Raw genomic sequence first — 15,969 nt, 5'->3', positions numbered from 1 at the left:
CATCCTATTCCTGATCGGCGGCGTGCTGCGCGCGACTCTGCTCGGCGCCCTGCCAGAGGCGTTCCAGATCATAGAACTGGCGCGTCGGCACCTGCATCACATGCACCACTACATCGCCCAGGTCGAGCAAGGCCCACTCGCCGCCGTCCAGCCCCTCGCTGCCCAGCGGGCGAACGCCCTGTTCCTTGACCTTTTCCAGTACGTTGTCGGCCAGCGCCTTCACATGGCGGCTGGAGGTGCCGCTGGCGATCACCATGAAATCGGTGACGCTGGTTTTGCCGCGTACATCGATGGAAAGGATGTCCGTGCCTTTCAGATCTTCCAGGGCATGAACGACCAGCTGGACCAAAGCTTCATTTTGCATAACGGGAAAACAACCTCAGTTCGACGCCCGGTACAGCCCGTGCGCGTTGATATAAGCCAGTACGGCATCGGGCACCAGGAAACGGACCGATCTGCCACTGGCAAGGGATTGACGAATTCGTGTCGCCGACACCCCGAGAGGCGCCTGCCAGACGAAACTGATCTGGCCGCAGCTGCCCTCCAGCGCCTGCGGGTCGGCCACGCTACGCGCGGCCAGCATGTCGCGCAGCGCTTCCGGCGCCTCGCTGCCGGCATCCGGCCGCTGCAGCACGAGGATATGGCAATGCTCGAGCAGCTCCTCCCAGCGATGCCAGCCGGGCAACCCGCAGAAGGCATCCCAGCCCATCAGCAGGAACAGCTGGTCGTCCGCCGCCAGCTCGGCTCGCAGCGATTCGAGCGTATCGATGGTGTAGGAGGGCCGATCGCGTTCCAGCTCGCGGGCATCGACCTTCAGCTGCGGAACGTCCTGTACGGCCAGCCGCACCATGGCCAGGCGATCCTGCGATGAGCTGTGCGGGGTATCGCGATGGGGCGGACGCGCGTTGGGCACCAGCCGCAGCTCGTCCAGCGCGAGCATCTCGGTGACTTCCAGCGCGCCGCGCAGATGCCCGATGTGCACCGGATCGAAGGTGCCGCCGAGGATGCCGATGCGTCGGGCGCCGCTGCGTCTTGTCATCAAGTGCGGACGTGACCGTCGCCGAAGACCACGTACTTCTCGCTGGTCAGCCCTTCCAGGCCTACCGGGCCGCGGGCGTGCAGCTTGTCCGTGGAAATGCCGATCTCGGCGCCCAGGCCGTATTCGAAGCCGTCGGCGAAGCGTGTCGAGGCGTTGATCATCACCGAGCTGGAGTCTACCTCGGTGAGGAAGCGCCGCGCATCGGTGAAGTTCTCGGTGACGATGGCATCGGTGTGCTGCGAGCCGTAGCGATTGATGTGCTCGATGGCGGCATCCAGCGATTCGACGATCTTGATCGACAGGATCGGCGCGTTGTATTCGGTGCTCCAGTCTTCCTCGCTGGCCTCCAGCACATCACCGAGCAGCTCGCGGGTTTGCCCGCAGCCGCGCAGCTCGACGCCCTTCTCGCGATAGATCGCCGCCAGCGGCGGCAGCACCTTGCCGGCGATAGCGGCGTGCACCAGCAGCGTCTCCATGGTGTTGCACGGCGCGTAGCGCTGGGTCTTGGCGTTGTCGGCGATGCGCACGGCCTTGTCGATATCCGCGGCGACGTCGATGTAGACGTGACAGATGCCATCCAGATGCTTGATCACCGGCACGCGCGCCTCGCGGCTGATGCGCTCGATCAGCCCCTTGCCGCCGCGCGGCACTATCACGTCGACGAACTCGGGCATGGCGATCAGCGCGCCTACGGCGGCGCGATCGGTGGTCTCCACCACCTGCACCGCGGCGGCCGGCAAGCCTGCCTCGGCCAGGCCCAACTGGATGCAGCGGGCAATCGCCTGGTTGGAATGGATGGCTTCCGAACCGCCGCGCAGGATGGTGGCGTTGCCCGACTTCAGGCACAGGCTGGCGGCGTCGATGGTCACGTTGGGACGCGACTCGTAGATGATGCCGACCACGCCCAGCGGCACGCGCATCTTGCCGACCTGGATGCCGGACGGCAGGTAGCGCATGTCGCGGATCTCGCCGATGGGGTCCGGCAGTGCGGCGACCTGGCGCAGCCCTTCGATCATGTCGTCGATGCGCGCAGGGGTCAGCGCCAGCCGGTCGAGCATGGCCTCGTCCAGGCCATTGCTGCGCCCCGAGGCCAGATCCTGTTCGTTGGCGGCGCTCAGTTCGGTGCGGGCCGCATCCAGCGCGCTGGCCGCAGCCTGCAGCGCGCGATTCTTCTGCGCCGTACTGGCGCGGGCAAGCACCCGCGAAGCCTCGCGCGCGGCGCGGCCCAGGCGGGTCATATAGTCGTGCACGGACTCGGTCATGGTCTTCTGCCCTGACGGAAGGGAAAGCGACAGATTATAGCCAGCTTGGCCCTTCACGCACAGCGGCCCCGGGCGAATGGTTAAAGGCTGGAGGCTGGAGGCTGGAGAGTGTGCGAGCTAACGCCAACCCACAGCCAAGCTTTTTCGTCCAGCCTTCCAGCCTCCAGCGCTTTTGTCGTCCTTTGACCTGCACCGGAAACCGGCGGACGCTCATAATGTCGAACCGGCAATCAACCAAGGAACGCGGCATGGGCCAGTGGTACCAATTCCTGATCGACTGGCTCACCCAGCATCCCCAATGGCTGGGCCTGATCCTGCTGGTCGCCGCCTGCGTCGAATGCCTGGCGGTGGTGGGCCTGCTGGTACCGGGCACCGTTCTGCTATTCACCCTGGCGATGCTGGCCGGCAGCGGCGTGCTCGGCCTGGGTGAGACCCTGCTGCTGGGCTTCATCGGTGGCCTGACCGGCGACCTGCTGTCCTACGCGCTGGGGCGCCGCTATCACCAGAACATCCGCAGCCTGCGCGGGTTGCGCAACCACCCCGAGTGGCTGGCCCGCGCGGAGGCGTACGTCAACCGCTATGGCGTCGCCAGCCTGCTGGTGGGCCGTTTCATCGGCCCATTGCGGCCCATGCTGCCGATGACGGCGGGCATGCTCGACATGCCCTTCGGCCGCTTCCTGCTGGTCAGCCTGGTCGCCGCAGCCGGCTGGGCCATGGCCTACCTGCTGCCCGGCTGGACGACCGGCGCGGCCGTCCGCCTGCCGCTGCCGGATGGCTTCTGGGGCGAGGCGGCCATCGTTCTGGTGGCATTGCTCGGAATCATCGGCCTCATCGTCCATGGCAGCCTGCGCCAGCTGCGCTGGGTCACGCCGCTGGCGACGGGACTTTGCCTCACCCTGCTGATCGGTCTGTTCCTCGGCTGGCCCTACCTGATCGAGTTCGATGAAGGGCTGCTGGCCGTCATCCAGCAGGAGCGCAGCCTGCCCTTCGACCGCTTGATGGTGATCATCACCCGCGTCGGCGACTTCAATACCCAACTGTGGGCCGGGGTCCTGCTGAGCCTGTTGCTGCTTCTGCTGCGCCAGTGGAAAGCCGCGCTGTTCGCCATCCTCACCCTGCTGGGCACGGCGCTGGCCAATGGCGCCCTGAAAGCGCTGTTCGCGCGAAGCCGTCCTGACGTGCTGCTCGAGCCGCTGAGCAGCTTCAGCTTCCCCAGCGGTCACAGTTCGGCAGCCTTCGCCTTCTTCCTGACGCTGGGGGTACTGGCCGGACGCGAGCAGCCACCGCGCATGCGCCTGACCTGGCTGTTGCTGGCGTGCCTGCCGGCTACAGCGATCGCCCTGTCACGGGTCTACCTGGGCGTGCACTGGCCGAGCGACGTGCTCGCCGGCGCGATGCTGGCAGCCTCGGCCTGCGCGGCGAGCCTGACGCTGGTGCAATGGCGCACGCCGATGCCCGTGCTGCCGGCGCGGGTCTGGTGGCTCGTCCTGCCCGCCAGCCTGGGATTGCTGGGCGCCTTCACAGTCTGGGCGCTGCCTGGCGCTATGGGGTTGTATCGCTACCAGCCTTGAGGCTACTCGCCGTTGCTCTTTGCCGGGAATTCCAGCCCCTGCGCTTTTTCATCGGCTCAATCGCCCTGCAACCGCTCCAGCAGGGTTTGAATCCGCTGCAGCCGAAGATCGACATCCTCCAGCTGCAACAACTCGATCTTGTGCTCCGGCTGGAAGGGCAGCAGGTAGGCCAACTGGTCGGCCAGCGCGCGGCGTCCGCCGACTGCATCGTTCATTCCCAGCGAGCGCACCATGGGATGCTGCCGGAGCGCTTCGAGCAGCATCACCAGGTCGGCATGGCCGTCGTCCAGCGGCGCGTCGTCCGGCTCGGGGCGCCAGCGAACATCGGCCACGATCAGCTGGTCGGCCTGCACCTCGGTACGCTCGATATCGAAACGCCGCTGCCCGTCCACCCGAATGCCGAGCAGGCCATTGGGTTGCTGCTGCCAGTCACGGATCACCGCCTCGCAGCCGATGCCGGCAAAGGCGGTCGCCGCCGGCCCGACTTCCAGCCCTTGCAGGATGCGCACCACGCCGAAACCGTGATCGGCCTTGAGACAACGACTGATCATGTCCAGGTAGCGCGCCTCGAACAGCTGCAGATCCAGGATACAGCCGGGAAACAGCACGGTATCGAGCGGGAACAGGGGCAATCTCATGCAGGCTCCTTCACAACGACAGGGACACCGCCAGCGGCAGCAGTACGGCGGTCAGCACGCCCATCAGGCTCATCGCCAGCGCGGCAAAGGCGCCGCACTCCTCGCTTTCCTGCAGCGCCTGGGCGGTGCCCACCGCGTGGGCAGTCAGGCCCAGCGCCATGCCGCGGGCCGCAGGATGCTGAACGCCAAAGCGGCGCAACAGTTCCGGACCGAAGATCGCCCCGAGAATACCGGTGATCATCACGAACACCGCCGCCAGCGCCACCACGCCGCCGATCTGTTCGGCCACCAGCATGGCGATCGGCGAAGTCACCGACTTGGGTGCCAGGGTCATCAGGACCATCCGGTCCGCACCGAAAGCCCACGCCAGCGCCATGCCCAGCGCCGTCGCGGTGATGCCGCCGACCAGCAGGGTGATCATGATCGGCCCGAACAACTCGCGAATCCGGCGCAGGTTGAGGTACAGCGGCGCCGCCAGCGCCACCGTCGCCGGTCCCAGCATGACGGTCAGCATCTGCGCGCTGAGTCGGTAGTCCTCGTAGCCGAGCCCACAGGCCAGCAGCACGCCCACCACCATGAGCATCGACACCAGCACGGGCTGCAGGAACACCCAGCGCGTCTTCTCGTAGGCGGCGTAGGACAGCTGGAACGCCGCCAGCGTGATGGCCACGCCAAACAGGGGATGGTGAATCACCGCCTGCCAGGCGGCCTCCCATTGCACGTTCATGCGGCCTCCTTCCCGGCCTGCTTGCGCCGACCGATCAGGCGCTGCATCAGCCAGCCGGTGAACACCAGCGAGAGCACCAGGGACAGCACCAGCACGCCGACGATGGCCCAGAAGTCTCGCAGAATCGCCTCGGTATAGGCCATCACCCCCACCGCCGGCGGCACCAGCAACAAGGGCAGGTAGCGCAGCAGGCCGCTCGCCGCCACCTGCAGCGACTCGCTCGCCTGGCCGCGCAATAGCAGCGCCACGAAAAGCAGCAGCAGACCGATGATCGGCCCGGGCAGCATGGGCAACAGCAGCACGTTCAACGCCGTGCCGAGCAGTTGGAACAGTACCAGCCAGGTCAGGCCGCGTAGCAGCATGGAAGCCTCCCGAAAAAAAGGGGCGCGATTATACGGACCCGCCACCGGAAACACAGGGACGATGACGGGCTGCACGGGCAGCGGCGCGCATCACGCCGCCCCCACAACTATGGCCCATCATTCGCGCCAGCGATGCTCGTTGGCCGAATCGGCGATCGCATGCTGATCTAACAATCCCACCCACGACAACCCGAGAGAACCTATGCCCCAGGTACCCGCAGCAGAACTCAAGGACTACATCGGCAAGGAACTGGGCCACTCCGAGTGGCTGACCATCGATCAGCAGCGCGTCGACCAGTTCGCCGACTGTACCGGTGACCACCAGTTCATCCATGTCGATCCGGAAAAAGCCGCGCAGACGCCGTTCGGCGGCACCATCGCCCACGGCTTCCTCTCGCTGTCGCTGCTTCCCATGATGATGGGCGACCTGCTGGTGGTTCCACAGGGCACGCGGATGGGCGTCAACTATGGTCTGGACACCCTGCGCTTCATCCAGCCGGTCCGGGTTGGCTCCCGCGTACGCCTGGCCGTGACCCTGCTCGACGCCTACGAGAAGAACCCCGGGCAGTGGCTGCTCAAGGCGCGCGCGGTGATGGAGATAGAAGGGACGGAGAAGCCCGCCTACGTCGCCGAGACATTGGCGCTCTGCTATCTCTGAGGTGTCGTGCCCTCCGGTTACGGCATACTGCGGTCATCCTGCCCACCGGACGACCGCATGCGCCTGCTTTACCTGCTTCTTCTCGCCTGCCTGCTCACCGCCTGTGGTGAAGGCGAACCGTTGACGCCACCCGATGCCATCCTGCCCGACGGCGGGCGTTATCGCGGCGTCATCGTCGACGGGCTGCTGCAAGGCCAGGGTCGGCTGGACTACCCCAACGGCGCCAGCTATCAGGGCGCGTTCAAGGACGGCCAGTGGCACGGCCAGGGGCTCTGGCTGGGCCCCACCGGCGACCGCTACGAAGGCGAATTTAGCAACGGCCTGTTCCAAGGCCAGGGGCGTTTCAGCTTCGCCGATGGCGGCAGTTTCGAAGGGGAGTTCCGCCAGGGCAGCCTCAACGGCCAAGGCAGCTATCGCCAGCAGGGCATGAACTACCAGGGCGCATTTCGCGACGGCCTCTATCACGGTAGCGGCATCCTGCGGCAGGAAGATGGCGTCGTCCACCACGGCCAGTTCGTCAAGGGCCTGCCGCAAGGCGAAGGCACCCGTAGCGACGCCCAGGGACAGTACAGCGGCCACTTCGAAAGCGGTCTGCTCGAGGGTCCGGGCACGTTCGCCGGGCATGATGGCGCGCGGTACAGCGGCCTGTTCCAGGGCGATCAGTTTCATGGCCAGGGCCGCTACGAGGATGCCGAAGGCAATGCCTGGATCGGCAGCTTCGAGGAGGGCGAGCTGAACGGCGAAGGCCAGTACATCGGCAGCGACGGCAGCCATTATCGCGGCCGGTTCCAGAACTGGCGCTATCACGGCCAGGGCAGCCTGGACCTCGCCGATGGTCGCCGCTATGTGGGCCAGTTCCGGCAGGGTCGTTTCGATGGGCAGGGGGAGCTGACCTTGGGCGATGGCACCCTGCAGCGTGGCACCTGGCACCAGGGCCGGCGCACCCACGACGAAAATGGCCAGTCGCTGCCGGACCCGCTGGAAATCGCCCTGCTGGAACAGGGCGCGCTGCTCGACCGGGCCATCGCCGCCCTGCCCGCTTCGACCGCGGCCAGCGAGCTGTACAGCCTGACCTTTGCCGGTGACGGCGAGCAGAGCGTGTTCCTCCGCGAGGCCGACTACGTCACGCGGTTGCTGGCCGAGCGCTTTTCCGCCCACGGCCAGATCAGCCTGGTCAACCATCGCGACCACTTCACCGACCGGCCGCTGGCCACCCGCGAGAACCTTGCACGGGCCATCCAGGCACTGGCCGAACGCAGCGGCCCGGAAGACCTGCTGTTCATGTACTTCACCAGCCACGGCTCGGCCGATCACCGCCTGGCCCTGCAGCAGCCACGCCTGGCGCTGGAGGATCTGCCCGCCCGCGAGCTGGCACGCCTGCTCGCGCCACTGGCCGAGCGCAACCTGGTGATCGTCATCTCCGCCTGCTACTCGGGCGGCTTCATCGAACCGATGAAGAATCCCCGGACTCTGATCATTACGGCCGCGCGAGCCGATCGGGTGTCTTTCGGCTGTTCGGAGCAGAACGACTTCACCTATTTCGGCCGGGCGCTGTTTGCCGAGGCGCTGCAGGAAACGACGGATATCGTGCAGGCCTTCACGCTGGCGCAGGCGAAGGTTGCCGAGCGCGAACAGGCCGACCACTATCAAGCATCGGAGCCGCAGATCTGGGCTCCGCCACAGGTGGTCGAGCGCTGGCATGCCCTGTACGGGGCACAGCCGGCGCCTGCCGATTGATCGACACAGGGAGCAAGGCCATGTATCTGACGCCACAACGTATTCTGCTTGCCGGCGCCACCGGACTGACCGGCGAGCATCTGCTCGATCGATTGCTCAACGAACCCACCGTGGAGTGCGTGCTGGCGCCGACACGCAAGCCGCTGGCCGAACACCCCCGGCTGGACAATCCCATCGGCCCATTGCGGACGCTGTTGCCGCAGTTGAGTGGCGATATCGACACCGCCTTCTGCTGCCTGGGCTCCACGCTCAAGGAAGCCGGCAGCCAGGAAGCCTTCCGCGCCATCGACCACGACCTGGTGCTGGCCTTCGCCGAGCGCGCCCGCGAACTCGGCGCCCGTCACCTGCTGGTGATCAGCTCACTGGGGGCCAACCCGCAGAGCAACCTGTTCTATTGCCGAACCAAGGGCGAGATGGAGGAGGCGCTGCAAGCGCAGGACTGGCCACAGCTGACCATCGCCCGGCCTTCGCAACTGCTCGGCCCGCGCATGGAAATCCGCCCGCTGGAGCGAATGACCGCACCGCTGTCTCAGCTGCTGCCGGGCAAGTACCGCGGCATCGCCGCCTGCACCCTGGCCCGCGCGCTCTGGCGCCTGGCTCTGGAAGACAACGATGGCGTCCGGATCGTCGAATCCGATGAGCTGAGAAAACTGGGGAAATAGGCTGGAGGCTGGAGGCTGGAGGCTGATCAGCATGTGAGCTAACGCCAGCCCCCATCATGTTTTTCGTCCAGCCTTCCAGCCTCCAGCGCGCTTGTCGGTTTTACCCTTTGATGAAGTGTTCCCGGTAATAACGCAGCTCTGCGATCGATTCGCGGATGTCGTCCAGCGCCAGGTGCGTCCCGCCTTTCTTGAAGCCGCTCATGATCTCCGGCGACCAGCGCGCCGCCAGCTCCTTGAGCGTCGACACGTCCAGGTTGCGGTAGTGGAAGTAGGCTTCCAGCGCCGGCATGTGCCGATAGAGGAAACGCCGATCCTGGCAGATGCTGTTGCCGCAGATCGGCGACTTGCCTTTCGGTACCCATTGCTCGAGAAACGCCAGCGTCAACGCCTCGGCTTCGGCGGTAAGGATGGTGCTTTCGCGCACCCGCTGCGTCAGGCCCGAGCCACCATGCTGGCGGGTGTTCCATTCATCCATGCCGGCGAGGATTTCATCGCTCTGGTGCACCGCGATCACCGGCCCCTCGGCCAGCACGTTGAGCTGGCTGTCGGTGACGATGGTGGCCATCTCGATGATCACGTCCGAATCCGGATTCAGGCCGGTCATCTCCAGGTCGATCCAGATCAGGTTTTGTGGGTTCTGCATGATGAGCTCCTTGACGATGGCGCGCAGTTTAGCCGCTCGGACTGAAGCCGTCAGGTACCATGGGCCGAAACGAAGGACGGCTGCATCGGACAGAGCGCTAAGGCAAAAAAGCTCATGTTAGACTCGCGTTCTTTCAGCCCTGGGCATCCCTCGCAAATGGCCAAACGCCAACTCAACCGCCGGCAAAGCTGGCGCATCGAGAAAATCCAGGAAGAGCGTGCAAGCCGCGCGGCACGGCGCGAGTCACGCGCGCTCGAAGAACTCGAAGGGGGTGACCTGGGACCGGAACAGACCGGCCTGGTGATCGCCCACTTCGGTGTCCAGGTAGAGGTCGAGGCGCAGCAGGGCGAACAGGCCGGCGAAGTGTTCCGCTGTCACCTGCGCGCCAACCTGCCGGCGCTGGTCACCGGCGACCGCGTCGTCTGGCGCCCGGGCAATCAGGGCATCGGCGTCATCGTCGCGCAACTGCCACGCCAGACCGAGCTGTGCCGCCCCGACACCCGCGGTCAGCTCAAGCCCGTGGCGGCCAATGTCGATCTCATCGTGATCGTCTTCGCGCCGCTGCCCGAACCCCATGCCAACCTCATCGACCGTTACCTGGTGGCCGCCGAGCACGCCGGCATCACGCCGCTGCTGCTGTTGAACAAGGCCGACCTGGTCGACGAGCAGAACGAGAAGGCGCTGAATGCGCTGCTCGGCGTCTATCGCAGCCTCGGCTATCCGCTGCTGGAAGTCTCCGCCCGCGATGGCGACGGCATGGACAGCCTGCGCGTACGCCTCGATGGCCATGTCAGCGTATTCGTCGGCCAGTCGGGCGTCGGCAAATCCTCGCTGGTGAACAGCCTGCTGCCCGGCGTGGAAACGCGGGTGGGCGCGCTATCGGAAATGACCGGCAAGGGCACTCACACCACCACCACCGCACGGCTTTTTCATTTCCCTGGTGGCGGCGAGCTGATCGATTCGCCCGGCATACGCGAATTCGGGCTAATGCATGTCAGCCGCGCGGATGTGGAAGCCGGCTTCATCGAGTTCCGCGATGTGCTGGGCCATTGCCGCTTTCGCGACTGCAAGCATGATCGCGAGCCCGGCTGCGCCCTGCTCAAGGCGCTCGACGAAGGCCGCATCCAGCCACAGCGCATGGCCAGCTATCGGCACATTCTCAGCAGCATGCCCGAGGCGGATTACTAGCTGGAGGCTTTATCAGCTTTCCGGCTCATCGAACTTCAGTACGCCATCCTCGAAGATGTTCAGGCGTTCGCGCACCGCTCCCGGCTGTAGCGGCTCAGCGTCGCCGGTAGCGGGCTCGGCGCTCGTCCCGGCGGCACCAGCGTCTTCGCCGGCTTCCATGCTCGGCTGCTGCCCCTGCTCGATGGAGCGCTGCGCCTTCTTGGTCAGCACCAGGATGTCGATACGGCGGTTGACCGGGTTGAACGGATCTTCCCGGTCGAACAATGCCGATGAGGCATAGCCCACCACGCGCGCGATCTGCTCTTCGGGATAACGCCCCGCGACCAGCGCGCGTCGCGCCGCGTTGGCCCGACTGGCCGACAGTTCCCAGTTGCCGAAATCGCCCTGCCCCGCGTACGGCTTGGCATCGGTATGGCCGCTGATGCTGATCTTGTTCGGCATCGTCTGGATGACATCCGCCATGGCCAGCAGAATGTCCTCGAAGTAAGGCTGCAACCGAGCGCTGCCGAGGTCGAACATCGGCCGGTTCTCGGCATCCATGATCTGGATGCGCAGCCCGTCCTGGGTGATCTCGAACAGAATCTGATCCATGTAGCGGGTCAGATCGGGGTCCTCCTCGATCTTGTTCTGCAATTCCTGCAGCAGCAGTTCGAGACGCTGGTTTTCCAGCTGCTCGGCAAAGGTCTGCGCCTGTTCGGCATCGAGGCTGGATTCGCTTTGCTGCATGGCCGGCTCGACGTCGGCGTTGAGCGTGCGGTCCGGCGATGGCGTGGGCGTTCCGCCCAGGTCGATGACGTGCGGGCTGGCGCTTTCGGTGAACCCGATCGGGTCCTGGAAGTACCCGGATATCGCGCGCTTCTGCTCCGGCGTGGCCGAGCTCATCAGCCACATCACCAGGAAGAAGGCCATCATCGCGGTCATGAAGTCGGCGAAGGCGATCTTCCAGGCGCCACCGTGATGCCCGCCTCCGCGCTTGGCGCCGCGCTTGACGATGATCGGCTGGTTGTTGTCCATGCTTAGCTGCCACGCATGGCTTGTTCGAGTTCGGCGAACGTCGGCCGGTGCGCGGCGAACAGCACCTTGCGCCCGAACTCGACGGCCAGGGTCGGCGGCATGCCGGATGCCGAGGCGACCAGCGTCGCCTTGATGGCTTCATAAAGATTCAGTTCTTCCCGCGCATCGTGCTCCAGCGAGGCGGCCAGAGGACCGACGAAACCGTAGGACGCGAGGATGCCGATGAAGGTCCCCACCAGCGCCGTGGCAACCTTCTCGCCAATCATGGCGTTGCTGGCATCGGCCAGGATCGCCATGGTGATCACGATGCCCAGCACCGCCGCGACGATACCCACCGCCGGCAGTCCGTCCGCGACGCGCGTCACCGCATGGGACGGATGCTCCAGTTCTTCCTTGAGGCTGGCCAGCTCCATGTCGAACAGGCCTTCCAGCTCATGGGGCGCCATGTTGCCGGAGGACATGATGCGCAGGTAATCGCAGATGAACGCCGTCATCCGCTCATCCTTGAGGATGGCGGGATACTTGCTGAAGATGGGGCTGGAAGCGGGCTCCTCGATGTCCGCCTCGATGGCCATCATGCCTTCGCGGCGGCTCTTGTTGAGTATTTCGTAATGCAGCCGCAGCACTTCCAGATAGAAGGCCTGGGTGAAACGGGTGCTGAACATCTGCAGCGATTTGCGGAACACCACCTTGGTGGTGCTCCCCGGGTTGGCCTGCAGGAAAGCACCCAGCGCGGCGCCGCCGATGATCATGAATTCGAATGGATGGAGCAGCGCAGCGATCTTGCCGCCGGAAAGTGCGAATCCGCCCAGCACACTGGCGAACACAACGATGATGCCGAGGATCTTTACCATATGGGGTTACGTCTGAAGCCTGTTTGCGGACCGCTGGCAGCCGATGCGACGGGGCACCCAGGTACTACCGGAAATCCCGTCAAGGGGTTGGCGAAAGAATTGTTCTGGTTATCGGAACTTTTGCGCCAGACTAAAGGCCATCCCGACGAAAAGCCAGTTCGAGACCATGACCACGACCGCCCTGCCCCGCTCCCTGCCTGCCTGGATCAAAGCGCTGGACGCCGTGGCGCTGCCCGCCTTTGCCGGCCCCCATCGCGAAGTTTGCCAGGCGCTGCGCGACAGCAGCCTGTCCATGCGCCAGATCGCCGAGCTGATCCAGGTCAGCCCGGTGCTGGCGCTCAACGTGATCCGCGAAGCCAATCGCAATGTCGGCGCGGCCAGCGAACCGGCGGAAAGCCTCGAAGTGGCGCTCAGCCGCATCGGCCTGCAACGCGCAGAGCAACTGCTGGCCAGGATTCCCGCCGTCGAAACCCAGGACATCCCGGCGCCCCTGCGGCAGATGGTGCTGATCAGCCGTCACGCCAGTCAGCAGGCCAGCGGATTGTTCGGCGACCGCCTGGCGCGACTCGCACAGGAAGTCCACTGGAGCAGCCTGCTGTTCCTGTCGCCGCTCTGGGCACTGGTCGCGGCGCATCCACAGTTGCTCGAAACCTGGGAGCAACGCGTTCTGGTCAAGGGCGAGCCGGCCAGCCGGGTCGAGCAATCGCTGCTCGGCGTTTCGCTGCTCGAGCTCTGCCTGGCGCTGGCCCGCCACTGGAACCTGCCGGCCTGGATCCTCCAGGGCTACATCCTGCTCGGCAGGAATCGGCGGATGCTGATCAAGGCCCTGCACATCGCCCGCGACAACGAGCATCCGCTACACCAGCAACAGCTGCTGGACGCCGATCCCGATCTGCGCCGCTGGCTGACGCTGCCGAGCAATACCATCCTGCTCGCCAACGGCATCGCGCTGACCGCGCACCACAGCTGGAGCGGCACCCACAGCCTGCGCTGGCAGCGGCTGGCCGGTCTCTACCTGCAGATACCGTTGACCGAGCTGCAGCAGCGGGTGCACCAGCAGGCCGTGGAAAGCGCCCGCGCAATCGGCCGCACCGATCTCTGGCACCCGGCGCAAGGCCTGCTCTGGCCGTGGAACAGCCGCTTCCAGCAGGAAAAGCTCGCCAGGCTGCCCAGCAGCGCAGCGCTGGCGGCCTGGCGCGAGCAATGCCGCCAGTTGCTGAGCGAGAAAAGCCCCTATGACAACGTGCTGCAATTGACCGCAGCGGCCGGCAAGGCGCTGGAAAGCGCCGGCATGCAGCGCGTCCTGCTGCTGTGGCTGGACCAGCGCCAACGCCGCCTCGTCAGCCAGCAGTGCATCGGCCTGCCGCGCGAGGCGATGCGGCTGGACCTTGATCCCGATCAGAGCCAGGTACTGCGTCAGTTGCTGGAAAAGCCGGCACAACTGCGACTCAGCCCGGGCAACATGGCACAGTTTTCCGCACTGCTGCCGGGCGCGCTCAAGGCGCTGTTCGCCGGCGAACACCTGCTGCTGCGCTCCATCGGCCATGAAGGGCGCGTGATGCTGCTTGTGATCGCCGACCAGAACGACCTGCCCTTCAGCGAGGTCGGTCTGCAGGCATTCGGCAAAACGGTGCAATGTATCGAACGCGCGCTTGCCACTTTCGGCAAGCGCGGACGCTGAGTTTTTCGCTAGACTCCGCCTTTTGAACGTTGCCGAGACCACCATGTCCGCCTTCTCCGACCTGCCGCTGGTGATCGAGCCTGCCGATCTGGCTGACCGCCTCGATGCGCCGGAACTGATACTCGTCGACCTGACCAGCGCTCAGCGTTACGCCGAAGGCCACTTGCCCGGCGCACGCTTCGTCGACCCCAGGCAGACCCAGAAGGGACAGTCGCCGGCGCCCGGCCTTCTGCCCGACAAGGCGCAGCTGGAAGCCCTCTTCGGTGCACTCGGCCACCGCCCCGAGGCGGTCTACGTGGTGTACGACGACGAAGGCGGCGGCTGGGCGGGACGCTTCATCTGGCTGCTGGATGTGATCGGCCACCCGCATTACCACTACCTCAACGGCGGCCTGCACGCCTGGCTGGCCGAACAGCGGCCGCTGTCGCAAGCGCGACCGGAAAGCGTCGGCGGGCCCGTCGCGCTCGAGCTGCATGATGAGCCCACCGCGACCCGCGACTACATCGAAAGCCGCCTCGGCGCCGCGGACCTGGCCATCTGGGATGCCCGCACACCCGCCGAATACCGTGGCGAGAAAGCCCTGGCCGCGCGTGCCGGACACATGCCCGGCGCGATCAACTTCGAATGGACCGCGGCGATGGATCCGCAGCGCGCCCTGCGCATCCGCGAAGACATCGCCGAGCGGCTGCAGGCACTCGGCATCAGCGCCGACAAGGAAATCATCACTCACTGCCAGACGCATCACCGCTCCGGCTTCACCTACCTGCTGGCCAAGGCCCTGGGCTATCCGCGCGTCAAAGGCTATGCCGGCTCCTGGGGCGAATGGGGCAACCTGCCCGATACGCCGATCCAGCAATGAAAGGTTCATCCATGAAAGATCGCTTGTTCGTTCTCAGCCAGTACCTGCTTCCGCACCACCTGATCTCGCGCCTGGCCGGCTGCCTGGCCGAATGCCGGTTGCCCTGGGTGAAGAACACCTTCATCAAGTGGTTCGTACGGCATTTCGGTGTCGACATGCGCGAAGCGCGGATCGAGGAACCCACCGACTACGAACACTTCAATGCTTTCTTCACCCGTGCGCTGAAGGAAGGCGCGCGGCCGCTGGACCCCACCCCCGGCGCCATCCTCAACCCCTGCGACGGCGCCATCAGCCAACTGGGCCGGATCGAACAGGGCCGCATCTTCCAGGCCAAAGGCCACAGCTACAGCGTGATGGAGCTGCTCGGCGGCGACCACGAACGCGCGGCGCCCTTCATGGGCGGCGATTTCGCCACCGTCTACCTGTCGCCCAAGGACTATCACCGCGTGCACATGCCGCTGGCCGGCACCCTGCGTGAAATGGTCTACGTGCCTGGGCGGATCTTCTCGGTGAACACCGTGACCGCCGAGGGCGTACCGGAACTCTTCGCCCGCAACGAGCGCGTGGTCTGTCTGTTCGACACCGAACGCGGGCCGATGGCCATGGTGCTGGTGGGCGCGATGATCGTCGCCAGCATCGAAACCGTCTGGGCCGGGCTGGTCACACCGCCCAAGCGTGCCCTGAAGACCCTGCGCTACGACGAGGCCGCGCGTGCGCCCATCCATCTGGAAAAGGGTGCCGAGATGGGCCGCTTCAAGCTGGGTTCGACGGTGATCCTGCTGTTCGGCCCCGAGCAGGTACGCTGGGCAGAGCAGCTCAAGGCGCTGAGCCCAGTCTGCATGGGCGAGAGCCTGGGCCAGGTCTACGCACCGCTGCAGGCCACGGCGACGCCCGACGAGTAAGGCCTCACCCCGCCAAAATGCGCTGCCGGTACCCTTCCGGGCAGCGCCCTTCTGCGACCGACTGTCCCCCACGCATTGCTGCTTCGCGTCAGTCGGCTATGATGGCAACAGTGATTTCATAGTGCCATCATGATGACGACTATCGATACAGCCTGCCGAGGCCCCAGCGGAC

Annotated in this window: 17 protein-coding genes; 8 read left to right on the top strand and 9 right to left on the bottom strand. The window is 65.6% G+C overall.

Annotated features, from left to right (window positions below; translation table 11 throughout):
• Window positions 1-4: 4 nt before the first annotated feature.
• From rsfS to EA795_RS01965, 3 genes are read right to left on the bottom strand one after another with little or no spacing between them, the layout of a single operon-like run.
• Window positions 5-364 carry a ribosome silencing factor gene (gene rsfS, locus EA795_RS01975; protein ID WP_014854282.1) on the bottom strand — a complete coding sequence of 120 codons (360 nt, stop codon included), beginning with the start codon at window positions 362-364 and terminating at the stop codon, window positions 5-7.
• 15 nt (window positions 365-379) lie between these two features.
• Complete coding sequence (gene nadD, locus EA795_RS01970; RefSeq protein WP_014854283.1) at window positions 380-1,039, bottom strand: nicotinate-nucleotide adenylyltransferase; 660 nt, start codon at window positions 1,037-1,039, stop codon at window positions 380-382.
• Entirely contained in the window at window positions 1,039-2,301 is a 1,263-nt protein-coding gene (locus EA795_RS01965; RefSeq protein WP_122075229.1) for a glutamate-5-semialdehyde dehydrogenase, read from the bottom strand. The genes nadD and EA795_RS01965 overlap by 1 nt, the downstream gene beginning before the upstream one ends.
• Before the next feature lie 248 nt (window positions 2,302-2,549).
• Between EA795_RS01965 and EA795_RS01960 the strand changes: the two genes are divergently transcribed.
• A complete protein-coding gene (locus EA795_RS01960; RefSeq protein WP_122075227.1) occupies window positions 2,550-3,872 on the top strand; it encodes a bifunctional DedA family/phosphatase PAP2 family protein in 1,323 nt (440 codons plus the stop codon).
• Between the two features lie 56 nt (window positions 3,873-3,928).
• Here EA795_RS01960 and EA795_RS01955 read toward each other — a convergent pair whose 3' ends face one another.
• From EA795_RS01955 to EA795_RS01945, 3 genes are read right to left on the bottom strand one after another with little or no spacing between them, the layout of a single operon-like run.
• The gene (locus EA795_RS01955; protein ID WP_122075225.1) at window positions 3,929-4,510 is read right to left on the bottom strand and encodes an LON peptidase substrate-binding domain-containing protein; all 582 of its coding nucleotides are present in this window, start codon (window positions 4,508-4,510) and stop codon (window positions 3,929-3,931) included.
• A gap of 10 nt (window positions 4,511-4,520) precedes the next feature.
• A complete protein-coding gene (locus tag EA795_RS01950) occupies window positions 4,521-5,237 on the bottom strand; it encodes an LrgB family protein (RefSeq protein ID WP_122075223.1) in 717 nt (238 codons plus the stop codon).
• Window positions 5,234-5,599 (bottom strand): CidA/LrgA family protein, encoded by a 366-nt coding sequence (locus EA795_RS01945; protein ID WP_058074692.1) that lies wholly within the window; start codon window positions 5,597-5,599, stop codon window positions 5,234-5,236. Before EA795_RS01945 ends, EA795_RS01950 begins: the two co-directional genes overlap by 4 nt.
• Window positions 5,600-5,801: 202 nt before the next feature.
• Between EA795_RS01945 and EA795_RS01940 the strand changes: the two genes are divergently transcribed.
• Genes EA795_RS01940 through EA795_RS01930 form a run of 3 tightly spaced genes read left to right on the top strand, consistent with a single transcriptional unit; the run spans window position 5,802 to window position 8,656 of the window.
• Window positions 5,802-6,257, top strand: a complete 456-nt coding sequence (locus tag EA795_RS01940; protein WP_122075221.1) for a MaoC family dehydratase — start codon at window positions 5,802-5,804, stop codon at window positions 6,255-6,257.
• 57 nt (window positions 6,258-6,314) lie between these two features.
• Window positions 6,315-7,994, top strand: coding sequence for a C13 family peptidase (locus EA795_RS01935; protein ID WP_122075219.1), 1,680 nt, complete (start codon window positions 6,315-6,317; stop codon window positions 7,992-7,994).
• Between the two features lie 20 nt (window positions 7,995-8,014).
• A complete protein-coding gene (locus EA795_RS01930) occupies window positions 8,015-8,656 on the top strand; it encodes an oxidoreductase (RefSeq protein ID WP_058074689.1) in 642 nt (213 codons plus the stop codon).
• Window positions 8,657-8,756: 100 nt separating this feature from the next.
• Here the strand turns inward: EA795_RS01930 and orn are convergent, their stop codons facing one another.
• Complete coding sequence (gene orn / locus EA795_RS01925) at window positions 8,757-9,299, bottom strand: oligoribonuclease (RefSeq protein WP_014854292.1); 543 nt, start codon at window positions 9,297-9,299, stop codon at window positions 8,757-8,759.
• Window positions 9,300-9,455: 156 nt separating this feature from the next.
• On the opposite strand from orn, the gene rsgA reads away from it, so the two are divergent.
• Window positions 9,456-10,487 carry a small ribosomal subunit biogenesis GTPase RsgA gene (gene rsgA / locus EA795_RS01920; RefSeq protein WP_122075216.1) on the top strand — a complete coding sequence of 344 codons (1,032 nt, stop codon included), beginning with the start codon at window positions 9,456-9,458 and terminating at the stop codon, window positions 10,485-10,487.
• Between the two features lie 12 nt (window positions 10,488-10,499).
• Here rsgA and motB read toward each other — a convergent pair whose 3' ends face one another.
• Both motB and motA read right to left on the bottom strand, forming a co-directional pair.
• Complete coding sequence (gene motB / locus EA795_RS01915; RefSeq protein ID WP_058074687.1) at window positions 10,500-11,501, bottom strand: flagellar motor protein MotB; 1,002 nt, start codon at window positions 11,499-11,501, stop codon at window positions 10,500-10,502.
• 2 nt (window positions 11,502-11,503) lie between these two features.
• Window positions 11,504-12,355, bottom strand: a complete 852-nt coding sequence (gene motA, locus EA795_RS01910) for a flagellar motor stator protein MotA (RefSeq protein ID WP_065984407.1) — start codon at window positions 12,353-12,355, stop codon at window positions 11,504-11,506.
• Between the two features lie 166 nt (window positions 12,356-12,521).
• Between motA and EA795_RS01905 the strand changes: the two genes are divergently transcribed.
• The 3 genes from EA795_RS01905 to asd are packed head-to-tail and all read left to right on the top strand — an operon-like array spanning window position 12,522 to window position 15,797.
• On the top strand, window positions 12,522-14,036 hold the full coding sequence (locus EA795_RS01905) for an HDOD domain-containing protein (protein ID WP_122075214.1): 1,515 nt from the start codon (window positions 12,522-12,524) through the stop codon (window positions 14,034-14,036).
• Window positions 14,037-14,079: 43 nt separating this feature from the next.
• Window positions 14,080-14,895 (top strand): rhodanese-like domain-containing protein, encoded by an 816-nt coding sequence (locus EA795_RS01900; protein ID WP_122075212.1) that lies wholly within the window; start codon window positions 14,080-14,082, stop codon window positions 14,893-14,895.
• An 11-nt stretch (window positions 14,896-14,906) separates the two neighbouring features.
• Window positions 14,907-15,797, top strand: coding sequence for an archaetidylserine decarboxylase (gene asd, locus EA795_RS01895; protein ID WP_122075210.1), 891 nt, complete (start codon window positions 14,907-14,909; stop codon window positions 15,795-15,797).
• The last annotated feature ends 172 nt before the right edge of the window (window positions 15,798-15,969 follow it).

The organism is Stutzerimonas nitrititolerans, assembly GCF_003696285.1.
GTDB classification, from domain to species: domain Bacteria; phylum Pseudomonadota; class Gammaproteobacteria; order Pseudomonadales; family Pseudomonadaceae; genus Stutzerimonas; species Stutzerimonas nitrititolerans.
This window is presented reverse-complemented; position numbering and strand designations above follow the sequence as displayed.